Annotated in this window: 18 protein-coding genes and 1 riboswitch; of the genes, 3 read left to right on the forward strand and 15 right to left on the reverse strand. The window is 60.8% G+C overall.

The window, feature by feature from the left end; translation table 11 throughout:
• Positions 1–8: 8 nt before the first annotated feature.
• Entirely contained in the window at positions 9–1,169 is a 1,161-nt protein-coding gene (locus tag ACFDR6_RS29755; RefSeq protein ID WP_375860468.1) for a mandelate racemase/muconate lactonizing enzyme family protein, read from the reverse strand.
• Positions 1,170–1,338: 169 nt separating this feature from the next.
• Between ACFDR6_RS29755 and ACFDR6_RS29760 the strand changes: the two genes are divergently transcribed.
• On the forward strand, positions 1,339–1,644 hold the full coding sequence (locus ACFDR6_RS29760) for a hypothetical protein (protein WP_375860469.1): 306 nt from the start codon (positions 1,339–1,341) through the stop codon (positions 1,642–1,644).
• A gap of 211 nt (positions 1,645–1,855) precedes the next feature.
• Complete coding sequence (locus tag ACFDR6_RS29765) at positions 1,856–2,875, forward strand: Rieske 2Fe-2S domain-containing protein (protein ID WP_375860470.1); 1,020 nt, start codon at positions 1,856–1,858, stop codon at positions 2,873–2,875.
• A 328-nt stretch (positions 2,876–3,203) separates the two neighbouring features.
• Here ACFDR6_RS29765 and ACFDR6_RS29770 read toward each other — a convergent pair whose 3' ends face one another.
• The 3 genes from ACFDR6_RS29770 to ACFDR6_RS29780 all read right to left on the reverse strand — a co-directional run bounded on the left by ACFDR6_RS29770 (position 3,204) and on the right by ACFDR6_RS29780 (position 7,359).
• On the reverse strand, positions 3,204–4,169 hold the full coding sequence (locus ACFDR6_RS29770) for a PDR/VanB family oxidoreductase (protein WP_375860471.1): 966 nt from the start codon (positions 4,167–4,169) through the stop codon (positions 3,204–3,206).
• A 185-nt stretch (positions 4,170–4,354) separates the two neighbouring features.
• The gene (locus ACFDR6_RS29775; RefSeq protein WP_375860472.1) at positions 4,355–6,034 is read right to left on the reverse strand and encodes a methyl-accepting chemotaxis protein; all 1,680 of its coding nucleotides are present in this window, start codon (positions 6,032–6,034) and stop codon (positions 4,355–4,357) included.
• A gap of 341 nt (positions 6,035–6,375) precedes the next feature.
• Positions 6,376–7,359 carry an ABC transporter substrate-binding protein gene (locus ACFDR6_RS29780; protein ID WP_375860473.1) on the reverse strand — a complete coding sequence of 328 codons (984 nt, stop codon included), beginning with the start codon at positions 7,357–7,359 and terminating at the stop codon, positions 6,376–6,378.
• A gap of 225 nt (positions 7,360–7,584) precedes the next feature.
• Here ACFDR6_RS29780 and ACFDR6_RS29785 point away from each other — a divergent pair, with 225 nt between their 5' ends.
• Positions 7,585–8,508 carry a LysR family transcriptional regulator gene (locus tag ACFDR6_RS29785; RefSeq protein ID WP_049823377.1) on the forward strand — a complete coding sequence of 308 codons (924 nt, stop codon included), beginning with the start codon at positions 7,585–7,587 and terminating at the stop codon, positions 8,506–8,508.
• Positions 8,509–8,620: 112 nt separating this feature from the next.
• Here ACFDR6_RS29785 and ACFDR6_RS29790 read toward each other — a convergent pair whose 3' ends face one another.
• From ACFDR6_RS29790 to ACFDR6_RS29840, 11 genes are all read right to left on the reverse strand, one after another.
• Positions 8,621–10,045 (reverse strand): L-serine ammonia-lyase, encoded by a 1,425-nt coding sequence (locus ACFDR6_RS29790; RefSeq protein WP_375860474.1) that lies wholly within the window; start codon positions 10,043–10,045, stop codon positions 8,621–8,623.
• Positions 10,046–10,155: 110 nt separating this feature from the next.
• Positions 10,156–10,244: riboswitch (glycine riboswitch) on the reverse strand.
• A gap of 369 nt (positions 10,245–10,613) precedes the next feature.
• Complete coding sequence (gene hypE / locus ACFDR6_RS29795) at positions 10,614–11,654, reverse strand: hydrogenase expression/formation protein HypE (RefSeq protein WP_375860475.1); 1,041 nt, start codon at positions 11,652–11,654, stop codon at positions 10,614–10,616.
• A complete protein-coding gene (gene hypD, locus ACFDR6_RS29800) occupies positions 11,651–12,793 on the reverse strand; it encodes a hydrogenase formation protein HypD (protein ID WP_375860476.1) in 1,143 nt (380 codons plus the stop codon). Before hypD ends, hypE begins: the two co-directional genes overlap by 4 nt.
• Positions 12,790–13,026 carry a HypC/HybG/HupF family hydrogenase formation chaperone gene (locus tag ACFDR6_RS29805; protein ID WP_375860477.1) on the reverse strand — a complete coding sequence of 79 codons (237 nt, stop codon included), beginning with the start codon at positions 13,024–13,026 and terminating at the stop codon, positions 12,790–12,792. Before ACFDR6_RS29805 ends, hypD begins: the two co-directional genes overlap by 4 nt.
• Positions 13,026–15,290 (reverse strand): carbamoyltransferase HypF, encoded by a 2,265-nt coding sequence (gene hypF / locus ACFDR6_RS29810; protein ID WP_375860478.1) that lies wholly within the window; start codon positions 15,288–15,290, stop codon positions 13,026–13,028. The genes ACFDR6_RS29805 and hypF overlap by 1 nt, the downstream gene beginning before the upstream one ends.
• The gene (gene hypB, locus ACFDR6_RS29815) at positions 15,287–16,210 is read right to left on the reverse strand and encodes a hydrogenase nickel incorporation protein HypB (RefSeq protein WP_375860479.1); all 924 of its coding nucleotides are present in this window, start codon (positions 16,208–16,210) and stop codon (positions 15,287–15,289) included. The genes hypF and hypB overlap by 4 nt, the downstream gene beginning before the upstream one ends.
• A complete protein-coding gene (gene hypA / locus ACFDR6_RS29820) occupies positions 16,210–16,551 on the reverse strand; it encodes a hydrogenase maturation nickel metallochaperone HypA (RefSeq protein WP_375860480.1) in 342 nt (113 codons plus the stop codon). The genes hypB and hypA overlap by 1 nt, the downstream gene beginning before the upstream one ends.
• Positions 16,544–17,638 carry a nickel-dependent hydrogenase large subunit gene (locus ACFDR6_RS29825; RefSeq protein WP_375860481.1) on the reverse strand — a complete coding sequence of 365 codons (1,095 nt, stop codon included), beginning with the start codon at positions 17,636–17,638 and terminating at the stop codon, positions 16,544–16,546. Before ACFDR6_RS29825 ends, hypA begins: the two co-directional genes overlap by 8 nt.
• Positions 17,635–18,150 carry a [NiFe]-hydrogenase assembly chaperone HybE gene (gene hybE, locus ACFDR6_RS29830; protein WP_375860482.1) on the reverse strand — a complete coding sequence of 172 codons (516 nt, stop codon included), beginning with the start codon at positions 18,148–18,150 and terminating at the stop codon, positions 17,635–17,637. The genes ACFDR6_RS29825 and hybE overlap by 4 nt, the downstream gene beginning before the upstream one ends.
• Positions 18,147–18,356, reverse strand: coding sequence for a rubredoxin (locus ACFDR6_RS29835; RefSeq protein ID WP_027544465.1), 210 nt, complete (start codon positions 18,354–18,356; stop codon positions 18,147–18,149). Before ACFDR6_RS29835 ends, hybE begins: the two co-directional genes overlap by 4 nt.
• A complete protein-coding gene (locus ACFDR6_RS29840; protein ID WP_375860483.1) occupies positions 18,353–19,216 on the reverse strand; it encodes a hydrogenase expression/formation protein in 864 nt (287 codons plus the stop codon). The genes ACFDR6_RS29835 and ACFDR6_RS29840 overlap by 4 nt, the downstream gene beginning before the upstream one ends.
• Between the last annotated feature and the right edge of the window lie 15 nt (positions 19,217–19,231).

Here is a 19,231-nt window from a genome sequence, read left to right on the forward strand (position 1 = left end):
CTGCGCGCTTAATCCCGCACGCGGTACTTTTCGATTTTCTTCCGGTCGACTTCGATACCCATCCCCGGTCCGGATGGCACGACGATTGCGCCATCTGCGACCTTCATGGGTTCGACGAGCAGATCGTCCTTGTAGTAGATGCCGGCAACCTGACCGTGCTGGAACTCCGCCGGCGTCGAAATCGGAATGACGCAAGACAGGGTCACGGAGGGTGAGGCTGCGGCGAGTTGGACGTTGGCGAGATTCCCGATGCCGGTCTCGATCGAACCGTTGACGTTGCAGATGATGCCCGCGGCCCGGCACACCGCCCCGACCTCCATGGCCTTGTAAAGACCACCAGCCTTTGTCGTGTAGATCGACACGATTTGGATGCCGCCGGACCGAACGATCTGGATCGAATCGTGCGCGTTCCAGGCCGACTCGTCGGCCATGACGGGTGCGTCGATGCGGCGACCAACCTCGGCAATGCGCTCGATGCCCATGACGGGCTGCTCGACATATTTCAGTCGATTCTTCTCCATCCGACGAACGACTTGAACGGCCTCGCCGGGCGTCTTGTAGCCTTCGTTGGCGTCCACGCAGATTTCGACGGCATTGCCGGCGACCTCGCGAACGGCATCGACCATCGCAACGTCTCGATCCGGATCGACCCCGATCTTCACCTTGATGGTTCGCACCCCCTCCTGGACGAGCTTTGCGACCTCAACGCGGGCCTCGTCGATCGAGATCAAGCCGATCGAATGGGTAACGGGCACACGATCGCGCGCTTTGCCGCCGAGCAGGGTACTGACGGGAACATCGAGCCAACGACCGGCAAGGTCATAGGCGGCGAACTCGACGGCAGCCTTGGAATAGGGGTAGCCCCTGATGACTGCGTCCATTCGCGCGTGCAGTTCGGCGATGTTCCCGAGCTCGACACCGACAATCGCGGGAGCCAGATAGGTGTTGATCACGACTCGCGTGATCAGAGCGGATTCGCCGAAATACCGACCGAACTCACCACCCCAGTCCTTGAGCGCCGGCGCTTCGCCCCAACCGACGCGACCGTCGCTGTCGGTCATCTTGACGATGACGTATCGACCGATCACCTCAGTCAGACCTGCCCATTTGTGCTCTCGCCGCGTCGGCAGTTGGACAATCAATGTTTCGACGGATTTGATCGTGGGCAAATGGCCTGCCTTATTTCGTTTGGGTTTCGCACTCAGCTTGCTAAGATCGAAACCAAGATCATCTATCGTGATCACACTTTATGATCATGACGACGGGCGGTCAAGTGTCCCAGCGCCGGCATTGCGCATGGCGTGGGCGCCGACAGCCCGCTTGTCAGAGGAGGAAAAATTGACGATCGTCGAAGCAACAAACTACTTTGCCAAGCAAGGTCAGGCGCCGGCGGTGCTCCAACAGCGCCGCCAGGCAACCAGCATCCGGCGCGAGCTCGGCCTGGAGCCTGGCGAAATCCTTGTCCTGCGTGAGGGAAATGGGCCCGACGTGAGGTGGGAGTGTAGATTTGCCACGCGGGCAGCATACGAGGCGGATATGGCAGCGCGAGCCGGCTCAGAGGCGTTTAGCCAAGCACGCCGGGTGATGCACACGCTGGTGGATCGGTTCGAACGACACGTCTATGAAGTGGACGAGAGCCGGTAGAGCGGCGGGACCACGCGCCTCAGCATTAACGAGGACGCAGAGCTCATTGGCGCATCTCGATCCCCCCTCCTTGGCATCGTGAAGGGCCGCTCAATCGGTGAACTATCGGAGATCCCGATAGTTGGCATTGAAAATGCCGATTTTTAAAACTGCTCTAATGGTGAGAGTTTCCTCCGACAGCCGTCCGACAGAACGGAGCAAAGAGGAGCCAATGTCATTCATCCAGAACACTTGGTACGCCGCAGCATGGTCGCATGAAATCACACGCAGCTTGCTGTCACGAACCATCGCCAACGAGAGCATTGTCTTCTACCGCAAGGAAGCCGGCGATGTCGCCGCTCTTACTGATCGGTGCCCACATCGCTTTGTCCCGCTTCACCTCGGGAAGCTCAAAGGCGACATCGTCGAGTGCGGCTATCACGGACTGTGCTTCGATCCGAGCGGCGCATGTACCCTCAATCCACATGGCGATGGCGCGATCCCGAGGGCAGCCAAAGTTAAGAGCTACAAGGTCGTGGAGAAACATGACGTCGCGTGGGTTTGGCTGGGAGACGCAAGCAAGGCCGACGAGTCGCTGATCGCGGACTTCAGTGTTTTAACCAACCCGAAGTTTCGCACGGTCAGCAGCTACCTCCACGTCCAGGCGAATTATCAGCTGGTTTCTGACAATCTGCTGGATCTGAGCCATGGGCAGTACCTTCACCCGATGTTCAAGAATGCGGAGGGGCCACCCAAATTCGAGGCCGAAAAGGAACCGCAACCCAATGAAGTCTGGGCAAAATTCTCGCGTCCTAATCAACTGCCCAACAAGTATTTTCAGATGCTGGGATTTCCAACGGATCAGCGGGGCGACCATCGCAACTTCATGCGGTGGAACGCTCCGTCGCTCCTTCTGCTTGACGTCGGCATGACGGGCGTCAACAGGCCGGTAGAAGAAGGCCTTTCAATTCCAACGTCTCACCTGCTCACTCCGGAGACAGAAACGTCGACACATTACTTCTGGGCTATGTCGCGCGATTTCCGCCAGGATGAAGATGACCTCAGCCAGGAATTGCTAAAGGCCGGCGTGGCTCTCTTCGATGATGAAGACAAGCCGGTCATCGAGGCTCAGCAGCGCATGGTGAACACCCAGGATTTGATGTCGCTCAAGCCAGTTCTTCTACAGACCGACGGCCCGGCGGTCAGGGCACGGCGGATCGTGGAGGCTCAGCTCAAAGCCGAACAGTCGTAACGGCGTAGCATTTGGCACCTGATCGCCAGACGGCGGGCGACGAGTCTCTCAAGCTGCTCAGCAAGCAAGGTCGATCGTTTCCGCTGGCAGACCGGGCGTCTGCCCCTCCCTGACTTGGCCGCCGCATCAGATCGGCGGCTTTTTTTTTGCGTCGCGCAGCGCAAGAACTAGCTGACTGTGGCAAGGGCGGGCCATGCGGGCGTCTGTTACAGTTGATCTGACACCTCCATATCAGCGCCAATACGCCATGCGCGGCTGCCAGATCGGCCGGTCATCCAAGGCCACGATGGCGCAGGCGGATTGACTCGAACGCGCGATCCGGACCCGGCTAGACGTCGAGAATCAGTTCCTCGGACAAAGATCGAGAACAACAAATTGCGATCCTGTCGTTCATTTGCTTCTCGGCGTCGGTCTGAAAGGAATCCCTGTGCTCAGGTCGTCCCGCGAGGACTCTCGTAAGGCACGTTCCACATATTCCTTGTTCGCAGGAAAGTTCGACGCTAATTCCATTCTCCTCGAGGACCGATGCGATCGATTTGTCGCCGGGCACAACAAGTCGTTGGCCGCTTCGAGAGGCCACAACCGTGAACGACGCCCCGCCCTTCACGTCGCCGGCGGAGAAGCTTTCGGTGTGAATCCTCTCCTCGAGGCAGCCAGCCCTTCTCGCAGCGGAGACGGCAAAGTCTATGAAACCTCTCGGTCCACAGATGTAGATGCTCGTGCTGGAGCATACTCCGTTGAGATCCAGCTCTGGCTGAAATCGCTGCTCCGCCGGCCCGTCGTCAACGTGGAGTCGAAATCGCCCAGCGAACGGCGAGGCCGAGATTTCATCGACGAAGGGCGCACGATCCCGGGTCCGAACACACAGGTGGAAGTCGAAATCATTGCCGATCGACTGAAGCCGATAGGCCATCGAGAGCAGCGGAGTGATTCCGATTCCCCCTGCGAGGAGGATCGCGCGCCCGCCATCCTCAACAAGCCCGAAATTGTTGCGCGGCCGTCCTATCTCAACGATCATTCCCTCGCGGAAGGTCTCGTGGATCGCCCTGGATCCCCCTCTCGAGCCCGGGTCGTTGAGTATTGCAAGTCTGTAATAGCCTGACTGTGAGGGGTCATTGCAAACAGAATACTGCCGAACGATCTTGTCGGAGACATGGACATCAACATGCGATCCGGCAGAAGCAGGCGGGAGTTCATTTGACGTTGCGGATTCGAGCTCGATGCTCACTATATCGCAAGCAACGTAATGGACCCTGCGAATCCTTGCTTCCATCGTATGTTCTGAATCGACCATCGTTCCAATCCGACGCATGCCATGAGCGACTGGCCCACCATCGCTGCAATCACCACCTAAGGGCTGGATGTTATTCAATTCCAGAACAGCGCGGAAATCGGTTTCCTGGAGCCCAACTATCGACCTGACCGATAGTACACCCGAGGTACCGCGGACAAATCGCCGCCCGCTGCCTTGGCAGCAGCCTATGCGCCGCGAATGTCGGCAACGAGGCGTTCAACGTCGACAAGCAGGCCTGCAGACTGCTTACTGAGTTCTTCGGCCGAACGGGACACGAGTTGCGCCGCGGCGCCGGTTTCGCCTGCCATTCGATTGACGCGAACGATGTTATCCGAGACCTGGTTGGTGCCGCGTGCCGCTTCCTGTATGTTGCGCGCGATCTGACCGGTCGCGAGGCCCTGCTGCTGAATGGCCGCGGCGATCGCCACCGTGATCTCGTTGATCGAGACGATCGTGTTACCGATACCCTCGATGGCCTCGACGGCCTCCGTGGTCGCGACTTGCATGGCTTCTATCTGCGCGGAGATTGCCTCAGTTGCCTTGGCTGTTTGGCCTGCGAGCGACTTTACCTCGTTGGCCACCACTGCGAAGCCGCTACCAGCGTCTCCAGCACGCGCGGCCTCAATCGTTGCGTTGAGAGCCAGAAGATCAGTCTGACCGGCAATATTGGTGATCAATTTCACGACATCCCCGATCTTCTGGGCCGCGGACGACAGCCCATGCACAACCTCATTCGTGCGTTTGGCTTCATCCATGGCCTTTGAAGCAATCGTGGTCGATTGATCCACCTGGCGCCCGATCTCATGAACGGAAGCGGAAAGCTGCTCCGTTGCGGCAGCGACTGTCTGCACATTGGCGGAGGTTTGCTCTGCGGCTGCCGCGACCGTGGTCGCCTGTTCGGTCGCCTCCTCCGATGACGTCGACATGCGCTGCGACGTGATATGCATTTCGCGCGCAGCCTTGGCGAGCGTATCGAGCGATCTCCTGACCTCGCTTTCGAATTCATCAGCCATCTTGGTGATGAACTGCCTCTTCTCAGCTTCGCTCTGCTGCCTCAACTCATCCTGAGCGTGACGCAAACCAATGGTCTCGGTCATGCTCTCCTTGAAAACCTGGACGGATCTGGCCATTGCGCCAATTTCGTCTTTTCTGTCCTGAGCGGGAATTGTCACCTCGGTTCCCCCGCTCGAGAGCTTGAGCATCGCCGTCGTCATCGCCGCGATAGGATTGGCAACGTTCCGGCTGATCAGGAGAGATACTCCGGCCACGAGCAAGAGGATGAAGAAGACGATCCCTCCCAGGCGGCGCGCTTCTGTCCAGAAAATTTGATCGATATCGTCGATATAAAGGGCGCTGGTCAGAACCCACCCATATATTGGAACTTCAGTGGCATAAGTCAGGGTCTGCACCGGCTCGCTGCCGCCGGGGCGCGGGAAGCTGAAAGTCACGAAACCGCCGCCGCGTGCAGCGGCTGCGACCGCATCACGAAAGAAGTAGACGCCGTTTGCATCTTTCGTTTGCGTCATATCTTTGCCCTCGACAGCCTGCTTGGGATGCACTTCGAGGATGCCTTCTTTGGTCGCGGCGTAGAAGGCGTTGTCCTTGTCGTAGCGCAGCATGCGAAGCAGCGCTCTCGATCGTTCACGCGCCTCCAGTTCTGACAGGCCGGTTTTGCGCCCGGCTTGGTAGTCGGCTTCGATCGCGGTGCGAGCGAGCAGGACTAGCTCCCTCACCTTCGCCTTTCTATCCGCGAGCAGGGTATCCTTCAGGGTCGATAGGCCGATGCCGGCGGTGCCGACCATCCCGAGAATTGACAACAAGACGACGATCAAGAGCTTGGTGGAGATGCGAAGAGATCCGAACATGTAACCATTCTTCCCGCGCTGGCAGAGCTGAGAGCCCATGCGTTCAGGAGTTCGCAGTCGATGTGGCATACCGCACGATCATTCGCGCCTGCCTTGAGGACACTGACGCTCGCACGGCCTGAGCGAGCAAAACATTTGCTCTTCTCCGGCACCCGACCATGCACCTCCGTAGGTGAAGGCGGACCTGGGTAGACCCATCCAAGGACGAAATCCACGACGATCCACAGCGCTTCACCTCGTCCACGACAGCCACGCCATGCCGATCGGCTCGAAGAGACGGCGGGACCGCAACAGAAGTTTGAATAGCTGTATATCGACCGTCGCCACCAACTTGGCGTGAGCTATTTCTTCAGTAGATCGTTGGTGTAGAAGTCTGTAACCGGCTTGTTCGGGTCGATACTCTCGGTTGCGGACATCAATTTCAACGCGTCCGATATCGTTTTGTCGTTGATCCAGCCGGCTGGCCGGCCCTTCTCGAAATTCAGAGTGGCTGAAGTTGCAACGATCTGCGCTTTGATCAGCTCGTCCGAGGGAGCCGCACTCCAAGCGCTTTTCAGCGCCGCCGTCGCTGCCCCCGGCTCTGATTTGGTCAACTCGATTGCCTCCTCGGTCGCGGCGAGGAAACGCCTGAGCGGTTCAGATTTTTCGGCGATTCCCTTGTCGCTCACCACGACGGCAAGCCCAGGTACGCCAAGGCCGAACTTCGGCATGTCCAACACAGGAAATTTTGTGCCACTTCGCTCTTCGATAAGGGGCAGATCAACGTTGGTATAAACGCTGATGAGATCGACGCGCCTTTGCATGAATTGGGGAAATTTTACCTGCGGATCGACTTGAACCTTGCTGATCTTGTCGCAGTTGATTTTGTTGATCGCGCAGAAGACGTCCAGATAGGTCGTGGCAGGGTCTCCGACGGAGATCGCAAGTGACTTGCCTTCCATCTGCGCGGGTGTTGTCACGGCCTTGTCGGGCCAAGAAATGAGGGCGAAGGGCGCTCGCTCCTGATAAATCGCCGCGAGTTTGACCGGCATTCCTTTTCCGATTGCCGAGATGGCAAATATGGCCGGAACGACCACGACATCTTCGTTGCCGCGTACAAGACCTCCGAGAGCTGCTTGTGCACCCGCGCCTTCTCCGAGAACGATATCGATTCCCTTCTTTTGGTAGAGGCCTCTCTCTTTACCCAGATAGAGGAAGCCATACTCGCCCTTTAGCTTCCAGCTAAACCGGACGTTCACGGTGTCCAGGGCGGACGCTGTCGTTGTCCAGAACGAGGCGGCGATCGCGACCGCAAGAACCCCAAAAACTTGGTGCAGTTTTGGCATAAGTCCCTCCTCTTCTGGTCTCTGCGGGCAAGTGCCCGTGAGAGAAACGAACCCCGATAAATTTGATCTCGTATTGTGATCACATACGACTTAATGTCAAGCGGCTTGCCCGCCCGGGCCAAGCACAAACGCCCCCAGTCGCCAAATGCGCCTCGGGTACACTCGTGCCAGGGAAGGGAGCGAAAGGGCTCCCGACAGACCATGGAAACTTCGAAGAGAACACCCATGCGGTTCCGGCACCTCGACATGAATCTGCTCGTCGCCTTGGACGCGATCCTGACCCATCAAAACATATCGCGGGCGGCCGAGCGACTGCTGCTCAGCCAGTCGGCGACCAGTGGGATTCTATCCAGGCTGCGCCAGCACTTCGAGGACGAGTTGCTGGTTCGGAACGGCCGCCGAATGGCCCTCACCCCTCTCGCAGAGGAATTGGTGGCGCCGCTCCGCGCCATCCTGACCGAAACGGAAAAACTCTTGGCAATGCGAACCTCGTTCGACCCAGCGACCTCCGAGCGACATTTTACGATCGCGTGCTCTGACTATGTCTGGGCAACTCTCATCGTCGATATCCTCGCCGCATTGCGCGCTGTCGCCCCCTCGGTCAATATATTCTACCAAGGTCCAAGCACCCGCTTTTTTCGCACCGAAATCGATTTCCTGATCGTTCCGGATCGATTCATGCTGGAAGATTGTCCGTTCGCCGCCCTCCCTTCGATCAGCTACGAATGTATCGTATGGAAGGAGAACGAAAGCGTCGGAGATAGCTTGACGCTCGAACAGTTTCTCGAGATGCGGCATGCGCAGGCCTATAGCGAACGAGCGACGTTTATAGAAGCTTGGTTCTTCAAGCAATTCGGTCGCGCTCCGCAGGCCGGCATAACGGCACCAAGCTTCACCCTGCTTCCGCAAGCCCTAATCGGGACCCAGTTCCTCGCGCTCATCCCCGCGGACCTCGCAGATCGGGCAGCGGCCACGCTGCCGATAAGGAAAGTGGAAGCTCCCATATCCCTCCCCCTCATGACCGACGTTCTTCAGTGGCGCATCTCGCATGAACGAGATCCCGGGCTGCAATGGCTGCGAACTCTCATTCTCGACGTTGCCCATCGACGGCGGAATTCCCGACAGATTGGCTTCCCGGTTGCGGGGTGAAGATGCAGCGGGTCTCGACCAGCGGCGCTGTTAAGCCGAACGCGTCGCGCGATCAGAGCATTGTCCGAATCGAGCGCCCCTTGAAGAACGATTGTTTCGGGGTACCTCGCCTTCAGCAATCGACCACGTTGACGGCTAGGCCGCCCAGACTGGTTTCCTTGTACTTGGTGCGCATGTCCTCCCCCGTCTGGCGCATCGTTTCAATGACGGCATCGAGGGACACGTGATGTCGGCCATCACCATGCAACGCAAGCATCGCCGCGTTGATCGCCTTGATCGCACCCATTGTGTTGCGCTCAATGCACGGGATCTGCACGAGGCCACCGATCGGGTCACATGTGAGACCGAGGTTATGCTCCATGCCGATCTCGGCGGCGTTCTCGATCTGCCGGTTGGTGCCACCCAGGACGGCCACAAGACCTGCTGCCGCCATAGAGCAAGCAACGCCGACCTCGCCCTGACAACCCATTTCGGCGGCGGATATCGAAGCGTTTCGTTTGTAGAGCATACCGATCGCGGACGCCGTCAGGAGAAAGATGCGGGCTTTTGCCGGGCTCGGATCCGGGAAGAACATCTCGGAGAATTTCAGGACCGCGGGTATGACGCCGGCAGCTCCATTCGTCGGCGCAGTCACGACCCGTCCCCCGGCTGCGTTCTCTTCATTGACCGCGAGAGCAAAAAGGCTGACCCATTCCATCACGTGAAATGGATGTGCCGCCCCCTTTGACGTCGTCTTGAGCTTGCTGAGCAGGCCTGGCGCACGGCGCGGTACTTTCAGGCCACCGGGCAGAACACCCCCGTTGACACACCCACGATCGATGCAGCGCATCATTGCATCGCGAACGCTATCCAGGAATGCGTTGGTTTCAGTCTCCTCCCTATGCGATAGCTCGTTGGCAGCAACGATATCGGCAATCGACAAGCCGGTCCTCTCACCTATCGCAAGAAGCTCATGCGCTGACGTGAACGGGTACGGCTCACATCCAACGTTTCGAACAGCGGGGTTGCTCGGCTGGTCGCCTTCGCACACGATCGCGCCGCCGCCAACGGAGTAATAGGTTTGACGAAGCAGGACGCCCGTATCCGAATGCGCTGCGAATTTCATACCATTTGAGTGCCCCGGCAGGAACTCGCCGGTGCGGAAGGTGAGGTGCTGACGCTCATCGAAGCCAACCGCATGACGACCGCCAAGCAAGATCTCGGAACGCGATCGGATCAGCCCGGCAATAATGGATATGGCTTCAGGATCAACAGATTCTGGGAGCCACCCCGATAGTCCCAGCAGAAGGGCAATATCGGTGCGGTGACCCTTGCCAGTCAGCGCCAGCGACCCGTAGAGCTCGACGACAACCAAGCGACAGCGCCATAGATCTTCGCCCAAGCATTCGATGAATCGATGGGCCGCGCGCATCGGTCCAACAGTATGCGAGCTGGAGGGGCCGATTCCGATCGTGAAGAGATCGAGGACACTGATCGGACCGGCTAGGCGCCTGGCCGATAAACTGGGCGTGGTGACTTGTTCGACAGTCTGGGACATGGGCGCACACCTCAATCAAGTGATTGATTTCAAATGCGCCCCATCTGTCTATTTGCCTGAGAGTATTATCCCGTCGGCGGGTGCCAAGGCACCTCTTTCCAGATGTTGTTTCGTCACACGCGGTCCTTGTTGCCTGAGAGTTTCCGGGGCGGTTGCTCCTTCGGCGTCGGCCGAAGCCGATCTCTTCCGCAAGCGTCGTCTTTGGGACTCGACCTCCTGAGTCACGACATATCTGGCTGCACTTCTCCAGTATTCTACTACGTGGCTTGGGTCAACAATGAAGCGAAGATGCGAAGTCTTGCTGCTCTGCGGTCGTTTAGGTTGACTTGCCGATGGAGGGATTTCGGTCTGGGCGCTTTGCATTGAGCCATTGGGTCTTGTCGGTCAATCCGGAGTGCACAGCCAGCGAAGAGATACTTTAATGAAACGTTGAGGACTTCGATTGAATGCTCCTCACAGTGCTGGCTCGCGATATCGAAGATTTCAAGCGGATCCACCGGACTGAACTCTCGTGCTTTGTAGGTATAGGACGCGGCGTTGGCATGGGGCTGAATGCGCATCTTGGGCCTCAACAGATCCGGGGCAGTTGCTCGCCCGACAACCAGTCGACGATCCGGCCACCGCCAAAGCTCGTCGCCATCTGCACGAAGTGATGATCGTCCGGCACCGCTTCGCCGATATCGGCGGCGTCGCGACTGAGCGGGTGCGCTCTCATGGCGGCCAGCACGGCTCCGGCGACATCAGGCGACACGATCGCGACCAGCTTCCCCTCATTGGCGACGTAGAGCGGATCGAGCCCGAGCAACTCGCAGGCAGCCGCCACCCCCGGCTTGACCGGGATCGCCTCTTCCTGGAGGCTGAAGCCTAGTTCGGACTGCTGGGCAATTTCGTTCAATGTCGCCGCGAGGCCGCCGCGCGTGGGATCTCGCATCAGACGGATGCCGCGGCCGCCCGCCGCCACCATCCTGGCGACCAGATCATGCAGGGCGGCCGAATCCGAGACGATCTCCGTTTCAAAGGCGAGGTTCTGGCGCTTTGACATGATCGCGACGCCGTGATCGCCAAGCGTGCCCGAGATCAGCACCCGATCTCCGACCCTCGCATTCTCGGCGGAGAGATCCAGTCCCTCAGGCACCAGGCCAACGCCCGCGGTCGAAATGAACAGGCCATCGGCCTTGCCGCGCTCGACCACCTTGGTGTCGCCGGGGATGATATGAACGCCGGCGGATTGCGCCGCCTCGCCCATGGAGTCCGCGATCATCTTGAGGTCTGAAAACCGAAAGCCTTCCTCAATAATGAAACTCGCAGACAGATAAAGCGGTCGGGCACCGGCCATGGCGATGTCGTTGACGGTGCCGTGCACCGCGAGCGAGCCGATATTGCCTCCGGGAAAGAACAGCGGTGAAACCACATAGCCATCAGTCGTCATCACCATGCGCCCGGCGCCGACGTCGAAGGCGGACTGATCGTTGCCGCGCGCCAGCCATTCGTTGCCGAACGCCTCGTGGAACAGGCCCGAGATCAACTGCGACATCGCACGGCCGCCGGAACCGTGGGACAGGTCGACGCAGCCGTGCTTGATGTCGAGCTTGCGCTGATGGGCTCTCATGACGCCCGCTTCTGCTGACGATCGCGGAAGCGACCATAGGTCCAATGCGCGGCACATGCGCCTTCCGAGGAGACCATGCAGGATCCCACCGGGGTCTCCGGCGTGCACACCGTTCCGAACAGCTTGCAGTCGACCGGTTTCTTGACACCGCGCAGGATCGCGCCGCATTCGCAGGCCGGATTGTCGGAGACGCGCAGCTCGTTCAAGGCGAAACGTATCTCCGCATCAAATCTGGCGTAGGTTTGCTTCAGCTTCAATCCGCTATAGGGCACGAGCCCGAGGCCTCGCCATTCGAACTGATCGCGCAGCTCGAAAATATTCGAGACCTCCTCCTTGGCGCGCGGATTCCCATCGCGCGTTACGGCACGGCTGTATTGATTCTCCACCTCGTTCCGGTGCTCGTTGACCTGACGCACCAGCATCAGAATCGCCTGCATCATGTCAAGCGGCTCGAAGCCCGAGATCACCACCGGCTTGCCAAATTCCTCTGCAAAGACCTCGTAGGGCTCGGTGCCAATGATGATGCTGACATGCGCGGGCCCCACGAAGCCGTCGATCTCGACGCGGCGGATGCTGCGGGTGTCGGGACTCTCCAAAATGTTCTGCATCGCCGGCGGCGTCCGCACGTGGTTGCAGACCACGCTGAAGTTTTCGAGCTGCTTCTTCTCAGCGCGCCGGATCAAGATTGCGGTCGGCGGCGTCGTGGTCTCGAAGCCGATCGCGAAGAACACGACTTCCCGCTCCGGATTCTCTTCCGCGATCCGGATCGCATCGACCGTGGAATAGACCATGCGGACGTCGGCGCCACGTGCCTTCGCCTTCAACAGCGAGGCACCTTGCGAGCCCGGCACCCGCATGAGATCGCCATAGACGCAAAGGATCACCTCCGGCCGATCGGCCAGCCGGATCGCCATGTCGATACGTCCCGCCGGCAGCACGCAGACGGGACAGCCGGGGCCGTGGATCATCCGCACGTTCTTGGGCAATATGTCCTCCAGGCCATAGCGCGAAATCGCATGCGTATGTCCGCCGCAGAACTCCATGAAGCGGTAGGACCTCTGCGGATTGGCCTCAGACCGGATCGCCCTGGCCAAGCCCAGCGCGATTGCCTTGTCGCGAAATTCGTCGGCGTATTTCACCGCATTGCTCCCTGCCCTTCGGTGCTGAGCTCACGCATGAGCTCCAGCGTCCGCCTCGCCTCATCCGGATCGATCTTGCTCAGGGCATAGCCGACATGGATGATCACGTAGTCGCCGACGGCAAGATCTTCGATCAGCGCCACCGAAATCTCCTTGGTGACGCCGTCGATCGAGACGACGGCCATCTCGTCGGGAAGGAGCTTTGTAACCTCTGCAGGTATGGCGAGACACATCAGGCGTTTCCTTCCAGCCTTTGTTGTTCGAGCATTTGGAGAGCGGCAACCCAGGCTTGGCCGAGGCTCAAGCCGCCATCATTCGGCGGCACCTGGCGAGCGAGCTGCGGATTGAGCCCGACAGCGACGCAGCCGCGCTGCACCTCCTCGCTCAGGATCGCGTTGAGGAAGCAGCCGCCGCTCAAAACGACGGTAGTGAGGCCGGTCTCTCGTGCCGCACAGGCGATCCAGTCGACACAGGCCGCGGCAAACGTGCCATGAAGCAGCTCCGTGCCTACGGTCGGACCGGGGGCATCAGCCACAAGACGTTCAAACAGCGGATACAGCGACAACACGCCTTGTTCGATTGTCCAGGCATCCTCAGCGACGCGTGTCCGGCGAACACGCGCCTCCAGCTTCATCGCGGCTTCGCCTTCATAGCTCTGCCGCGTGGAGAGCCCCAGCAATCCGGCGGCTGCATCGAACATCCGACCGGCGCTGGTCGTCGTTGGCACGTCGGGCTGGTCGAGCAGGGCCAAAACACCCGCCGCCAACGGCTGCGCCGCAAAGCGACGTGGAATCTCCGCGCCGCGCCCGAGCGCCTGAAGCACGCCGGAAGCCATCCGCCAAGGCTCGCGCGCGGCGCGATCGCCGCCTGGCATCCTGAGCGGCACCAGATGTCCGATCCGCCGGAAGCGCGCGCCCTCACATCGCAAGAGCTCGCCGCCCCAACTCCCGCCGTCGCTACCATGACCAAAGCCGTCAAGCACCAGTGCCAGCACGGGCTCGTTGATACCGTGCTCCGCCATCACGGACGCCGCATGTGCATGATGGTGCTGAACCGCGATCAGCCCGCGGCCGCTCGCCTCGGCAAAGCGGGTGGAGGCCATGTTGGGGTGAAGATCATGCGCCACGACGGCCGGCTCGACATCCAGCGTCGAGATCAGGTGCTCGATCGTCTCCTCGAAGAAGCGAATGCCCTCCACGGTATCGAGATCGCCGATGTGCTGGGAGACGAAGGCTTCATCACCGCGCATGATCGTGACAGATGCCTTCAGCGCGCCGCCCACTGCGAGCACCGGCGGCACGGCACACGCCAACCGAATCGGCTCGGGAACATAGCCGCGGGCCCTCCGGATGAATTGCGCGCGTCCGGCAACGACCGACAGCACGGAATCGTCAGCGCGCGTGACGATATCGCGATCATGGGTGACGATCAGGTCGGCAATGCCGGCGAGCCGCCGCTCCGCCTCGTCATTCTCGATGACTAGCGGCTCTCCGCCCGGATTGGCGCTCGTCGCCACGATCACCCAGGGGGAGCCGTCCGCACACGGGTGCGCCGAGTTCAGCACATGGAACACCAGATGATGCAGCGGCGCGACCGGCAGCATGACGCCGATCCGCGACAGGTCCGGCGCGATTGCCGGCGCGAGTTGCCGACGCGATGTCAGCAATACGATGGGGCGCGGCGTCGACTCCAACAATGCCAGCTCTGTTGCATCCGCGTTAGCGATCTTCGCGACAGCGTCGACTGCGGCAACCATGACCGCAAACGGCTTCCGCTCCCGCTGCTTCCTCCGCCGCAGACGCCGCACCGCCTCGTCGTCTCGGGCATCGCACAAGAGCTGATATCCACCGAGTCCCTTGAGCGCGACGATTTTTCCGCCTGCGATCTCAGCGGCGATCTGCTCGATGCCGTGGCTCAAGCGCGGACCACACAATGGACAGGCGATCGCCTCGGCATGAAAGCGGCGGCTTGCGGGATCGGCATATTCTGCGGCGCAAGCTGCGCACATCGCGAAATGCTTCATCGCGGTGGAGCGGCGGTCATATGGCAGCCGCTCGGCAATGGTATAGCGCGGACCGCAATGGGTGCAGTTGACGAAGGGGTAAAGATGGAAGCGGCTGCTCGGATTGAACAGCTCGCTCAGGCACTGGGTACAAGTGGCGGCGTCGGCGACGATCCGGGTCGACACCCTGCCCTGCTCGCTGGCGCGAATAATGAACTCGTCGCTTTCAATGGCGCCGATCCGCTGCACGGAGATCCCGTCGATCCGTGCCAGCGGCGGTTTCTCCAGTCGCAGCGCAGCGACGAAGTCGGCAGCGCGCGCACCTTCAACCTCGATCACAACACCGTGCGGGTCATTGGCCACGAAGCCGCCGAGGCGATAGCGTATGGCAAGGCCATAGACATAGGGCCGAAAGCCAACGCCCTGCACGGCGCCGCGCACGTGCAGGCGGAGCCTCCGACCATCGCGCGCTGCGGTTCCGCCGCTCATCATCATGCCGATACAACACTCAGGGATCCCGCCCTCGCCTTCTCGGCGCGCTTCCGGATCCAAGCATAGAATGCCGCAAATCCCTCTCCGGTCCGCGCCGATACCGTCAGCACCTCGATCTCTGGGTTGACCCGCCGTGCATATTCGATCGTCGTGGCTAGATCGAAGTCGAGCACGGCCGCGAGATCGATCTTGTTGATCAGCATCAACGAGGACGCTGCGAACATGTTGGGATATTTGAGCGGCTTGTCCTCGCCTTCGGTGGTCGAGAGCACCACGATCTTGCAGGCCTCGCCGAGATCAAACGCTGCCGGACAGACGAGATTGCCGACATTCTCGACGAAAAGGATGCCGCCGTTGAGCCGGGGCAACCGGTCATAGGCCTCGCCGATCATGGCCGCATCGAGGTGGCAGCCCTTGCCAGTGTTGACCTGGATCGCCGGTACGCCTGTCGCGCGGATCCGCTCGGCGTCGTTCGAGGTCTGCTGATCGCCCTCGATCACGCCGATCGGGCAATTGTCTTTCAGTTCGGACACGGCGCGGGCCAACAGTGTCGTCTTTCCGGCGCCGGGGCTCGAGACCAGGTTGAAGGCGAGCACGTCATCCGCGCGGAACCGCGCGCGGTTGTCGGCCGCAAGGCGGTCGTTCTTGCCGAGGATGTCACGCTCGACCTGGATGATGCGGTCGCTGCTCATGCCGGCGATCGTCTGCTCTGCCGGGTCGGCGCCGCAGTCGAGCAGGCCGGGATCTCCGCGGTTTCGATCGTGGTGATGATGAGGGCGATGATCATGTCCGTGATGACCGTGTCCATCGTGACCATGATCGTGATGATGACTATGAAGATGCGCGTGATCATGCCCATGGGGGTGATCGTGCCCACGCTCAATGGAAGCTTTGCCGTCACCGCAGCCGCATACTGTACACATCAGTCGACCTCCAATGCCCTGACCCGCATCTCTTCTCCACCGGTCATTTGCAATTGATAGCTGCCACAGCCAGGGCATGGCTCATAGCGCTGCTTGATTTCGACGCTTGTCGAGCAGGCCATGCACCAGGCGGTCCCAGGCGTCTCGACGATGTCCAGGGTCGCACCTTGTGCAATGGTGCGTGCGGCGACCGCTTCGAAGCAGAATTTCATCGCCTCCGGCGCAACATGGCTCAACGCGCCGATCTCGAGGCACACTGCCTTCACTTTTGGGAACGCGCGCCTGCGCGCCTCCTCCTCGACGATCTCGATGATGCCTTGGCAAACCGCCATCTCATGCATGGCCAACCTCACGGAAGCTGAGGTTAAATCCGACGCAGGGATCGAAGGAGCCGATGAGCGTACGGACGGCATTCTGCCCCTGTCGACCGGCGGCAAGCGCCGAGCCCTGCAGGCTGCGGACCAGCGGTCCACGTGCATGGAAGTTCCATTCGGTCGGAGCCAGCGATTCGAAGCGGACGATGCGGTTTTCGTTATTGCACTCGACGATTTGATAGAGCCGGCCGCGGGCGCATTCGACGGCCGCCGCACCTCTGCCGGCGCCAAGCCGGTAGCTATCGACGACGCCGTCCTCGAGCGCCTCGTCGCCCGTCTCGAGCCAGGAGCAGAGGCGCGTCACTTCCGCAATCCGCGCCATCAGCCGCTCGGCAGGTCCGGCGCTCAGCGGCAGGACCGGCTGGCGCCGGACCCGGCGTGCCCACACACCGGTCTCGGGAATTCGACCGTGGAGATCGGGGCCATCGGAGAAGCTCGCGCCATCCGCAAGCAGCCGCATGATGACATCGAGATCATCGGCGACGGAAAGAAACGAGTGTTCGACGACCGGCTGCAGCAGCGCATGCTCATCGAAGCTCGAAAAATGCGCTGCCAGCGCGCTGCCTGGCGTCAGCGCCTCTCCTTCGCCCGCGATTCCGAGTGCAGCGAGCACCGCCTTGATGCGCGATACCGCCTCGCAACGCGCCGACACCTGCCCGCCTTCGCCGAGGAGGCCACCAAGGACGGCGGTCGCCTGCATCATGGCGCGGACCGCGGCGGCGCTCGCGCCGTCCAGGGTGAGCTGGCCGACGAACAGACCACGGAACAGTTCCGCCAGCCGCTCGGCGACGACAGCGGTGACGCGGCGATGCATGGTCTCCGGAGGACAATCCTCGCCGCGCGCGGCTTCCACCGCTCCCAGAAACGCCACCTGATGTGCAACCGAGCACAGCGAGAACAGCCGCGGCAGCACGGAGAGCAGCGACGAGACGGGCTTGCCCGCAAACAGACGCGTCAACGGCAGCCGGCTCCGGGGCAGGATTGCGACGTCGGCGATCGTATCCTTGGCGAGCCACACCGTGATGTCGATCTCGTTGCGGAAGCCGGGGTTCATTCGTGCTGCTCCGTCAGAACAGCCCGCATGAAGCTACGCCGATCGATCGCGCTTGTAGCGGTTTCGCGGCGTCGGGTCGCCTCCCTGCCGTCGGCCGGCAACATGAGTTCGTTGATGGCCGCTTCCGCCGTTGCCCGCGCAGAGGCCACGTCGGCAAACCCGAACATGGGCGAGAACAGCGAACAGCTCGCGATGCGGCCCACATGGTTGACGTCGCTGAGGATGAACTCAATATCGCCGGCCGGAAAGCGAGAGCGCAATGTCGAAGCTGAGGCCGCCGGCGCCAATTCGCCGGCCGGCATCACCACGTTCATGAACCAGGGCGTGACCATGATACCGATGATCGTGCCGTTGAATACGCGGAAGCCGACTGCCTCGACGTCGAGGCCGTCGTTGTAGATCGGCAGCTCGCGCATCGCGCGCTCGCCGATGTCCCGGTAGACGTGAGCCAGCCGCTGCCCCCAAGCTGCCGCGTCGGCGTCAATGGCAGGCGCTTGCGCATGAGGTTTCATGACGCGATGGCCATGAATTTGGACTTCGGCGCGTCACAGTTCGGGCAGCGCCAATCGTCAGGAAGGACCGCGAAGGGCGTGCCGGATGCGATCTGCGCGACATCGTCGCCATCGGCGGGATCGTACACCGTCCAGCAGATGCCGCATTCCAGTCGCGTGCCTTCGGTGACATCCTGGCGAACGCCAAAATTCTCGAATACGCTCATTTGAAATAGGCCTCGATGATTTCCTGGAGGCGCTCAGCGGAGTCTTCGAAGTCCTCGTCAGCCGCGATTGCCACGGTCGGCACACCGCCAACCTCCAGCGTGTCAAGGATGATGGCATCCATGGCGTTGAAGAACTGCACCGACCAGACGTTGCGGATACCCGTCGAGAGCACCCGGCAAGTGCCGTAGCCGCGTGAAACGAGCTGGATCGGCCCATTCCTGATGGTGTCATGGAGGAAGCTCATGTCGACGGGGCTCATCGGCAGCAGCGTGAAATTGATGATTTGCGAACGAATGCTCGGCCGCCAGGCCAGCGCGCGCTCGCGGATTTCCGCGAGCACCGGCAGCGCGTTCATCGCGCCTTCCGGCGCCAGCCCGATCTCGAAATCCGCAGTGGTAAGATCAGCAGCGGCGCGCTTGACGATTTCCGGGATTGCGCCGACTTCGAGGTACTCATGATTGGCGTCGATCTCGAACCGCACGTGCCAGATTCCGGCCAGCGCCGATTCCTGGATCTGCGCCAGCGATCTGTCCGGCAGCGCGACGAAGCCGGCAACCTCACCTTGGCCGAGCACGTCCGCAATCAGCTTGCGCTCGAGATCATTGAGATTGCCGAGCCGGAACACTCGTGTCGGCACGTCGGTCTTTTGGCTTGCGATGACCGCTGCCACTTTCGACAGCAGATCGATTGCATTCGGACAGCGCTTGGCCAGCTCCGCGCTGTCCAGGGTGGCAAGCTTCGCCAAGGCGCCCGCGGCCGTCAGGCTGCCGCTCGATGCATGCAGGCTTTCCTCGCCGATCGGAAACACGTTGATCGGCTGCCCGGCGCCTCCAGGCGCGGTCCAGAAACCTGCTTTCATAGTTCGACACCCTGT

This window comes from Bradyrhizobium tunisiense, assembly GCF_042263385.1.
Taxonomy (GTDB): domain Bacteria; phylum Pseudomonadota; class Alphaproteobacteria; order Rhizobiales; family Xanthobacteraceae; genus Bradyrhizobium; species Bradyrhizobium tunisiense.

Bases quoted from the DNA above. Each gene is read 5' to 3' on its own strand.
- ACFDR6_RS29765 (WP_375860470.1), top strand. From the start codon at position 1,856: ATGTCATTCATCCAGAACACTTGGTACGCCGCAGCATGGTCGCATGAA.
- ACFDR6_RS29770 (WP_375860471.1), bottom strand. From the start codon at position 4,169: ATGGTCGATTCAGAACATACGATGGAAGCAAGGATTCGCAGGGTCCAT.
- ACFDR6_RS29775 (WP_375860472.1), bottom strand. From the start codon at position 6,034: ATGTTCGGATCTCTTCGCATCTCCACCAAGCTCTTGATCGTCGTCTTG.
- ACFDR6_RS29780 (WP_375860473.1), bottom strand. From the start codon at position 7,359: ATGCCAAAACTGCACCAAGTTTTTGGGGTTCTTGCGGTCGCGATCGCC.
- ACFDR6_RS29785 (WP_049823377.1), top strand. From the start codon at position 7,585: ATGCGGTTCCGGCACCTCGACATGAATCTGCTCGTCGCCTTGGACGCG.
- ACFDR6_RS29790 (WP_375860474.1), bottom strand. From the start codon at position 10,045: ATGTCCCAGACTGTCGAACAAGTCACCACGCCCAGTTTATCGGCCAGG.
- hypE (WP_375860475.1), bottom strand. From the start codon at position 11,654: ATGAGAGCCCATCAGCGCAAGCTCGACATCAAGCACGGCTGCGTCGAC.
- ACFDR6_RS29805 (WP_375860477.1), bottom strand. From the start codon at position 13,026: ATGTGTCTCGCCATACCTGCAGAGGTTACAAAGCTCCTTCCCGACGAG.
- hypF (WP_375860478.1), bottom strand. From the start codon at position 15,290: ATGATGATGAGCGGCGGAACCGCAGCGCGCGATGGTCGGAGGCTCCGC.
- hypB (WP_375860479.1), bottom strand. From the start codon at position 16,210: ATGTGTACAGTATGCGGCTGCGGTGACGGCAAAGCTTCCATTGAGCGT.
- hypA (WP_375860480.1), bottom strand. From the start codon at position 16,551: ATGCATGAGATGGCGGTTTGCCAAGGCATCATCGAGATCGTCGAGGAG.
- ACFDR6_RS29825 (WP_375860481.1), bottom strand. From the start codon at position 17,638: ATGAACCCCGGCTTCCGCAACGAGATCGACATCACGGTGTGGCTCGCC.
- hybE (WP_375860482.1), bottom strand. From the start codon at position 18,150: ATGAAACCTCATGCGCAAGCGCCTGCCATTGACGCCGACGCGGCAGCT.
- ACFDR6_RS29835 (WP_027544465.1), bottom strand. From the start codon at position 18,356: ATGAGCGTATTCGAGAATTTTGGCGTTCGCCAGGATGTCACCGAAGGC.
- ACFDR6_RS29840 (WP_375860483.1), bottom strand. From the start codon at position 19,216: ATGAAAGCAGGTTTCTGGACCGCGCCTGGAGGCGCCGGGCAGCCGATC.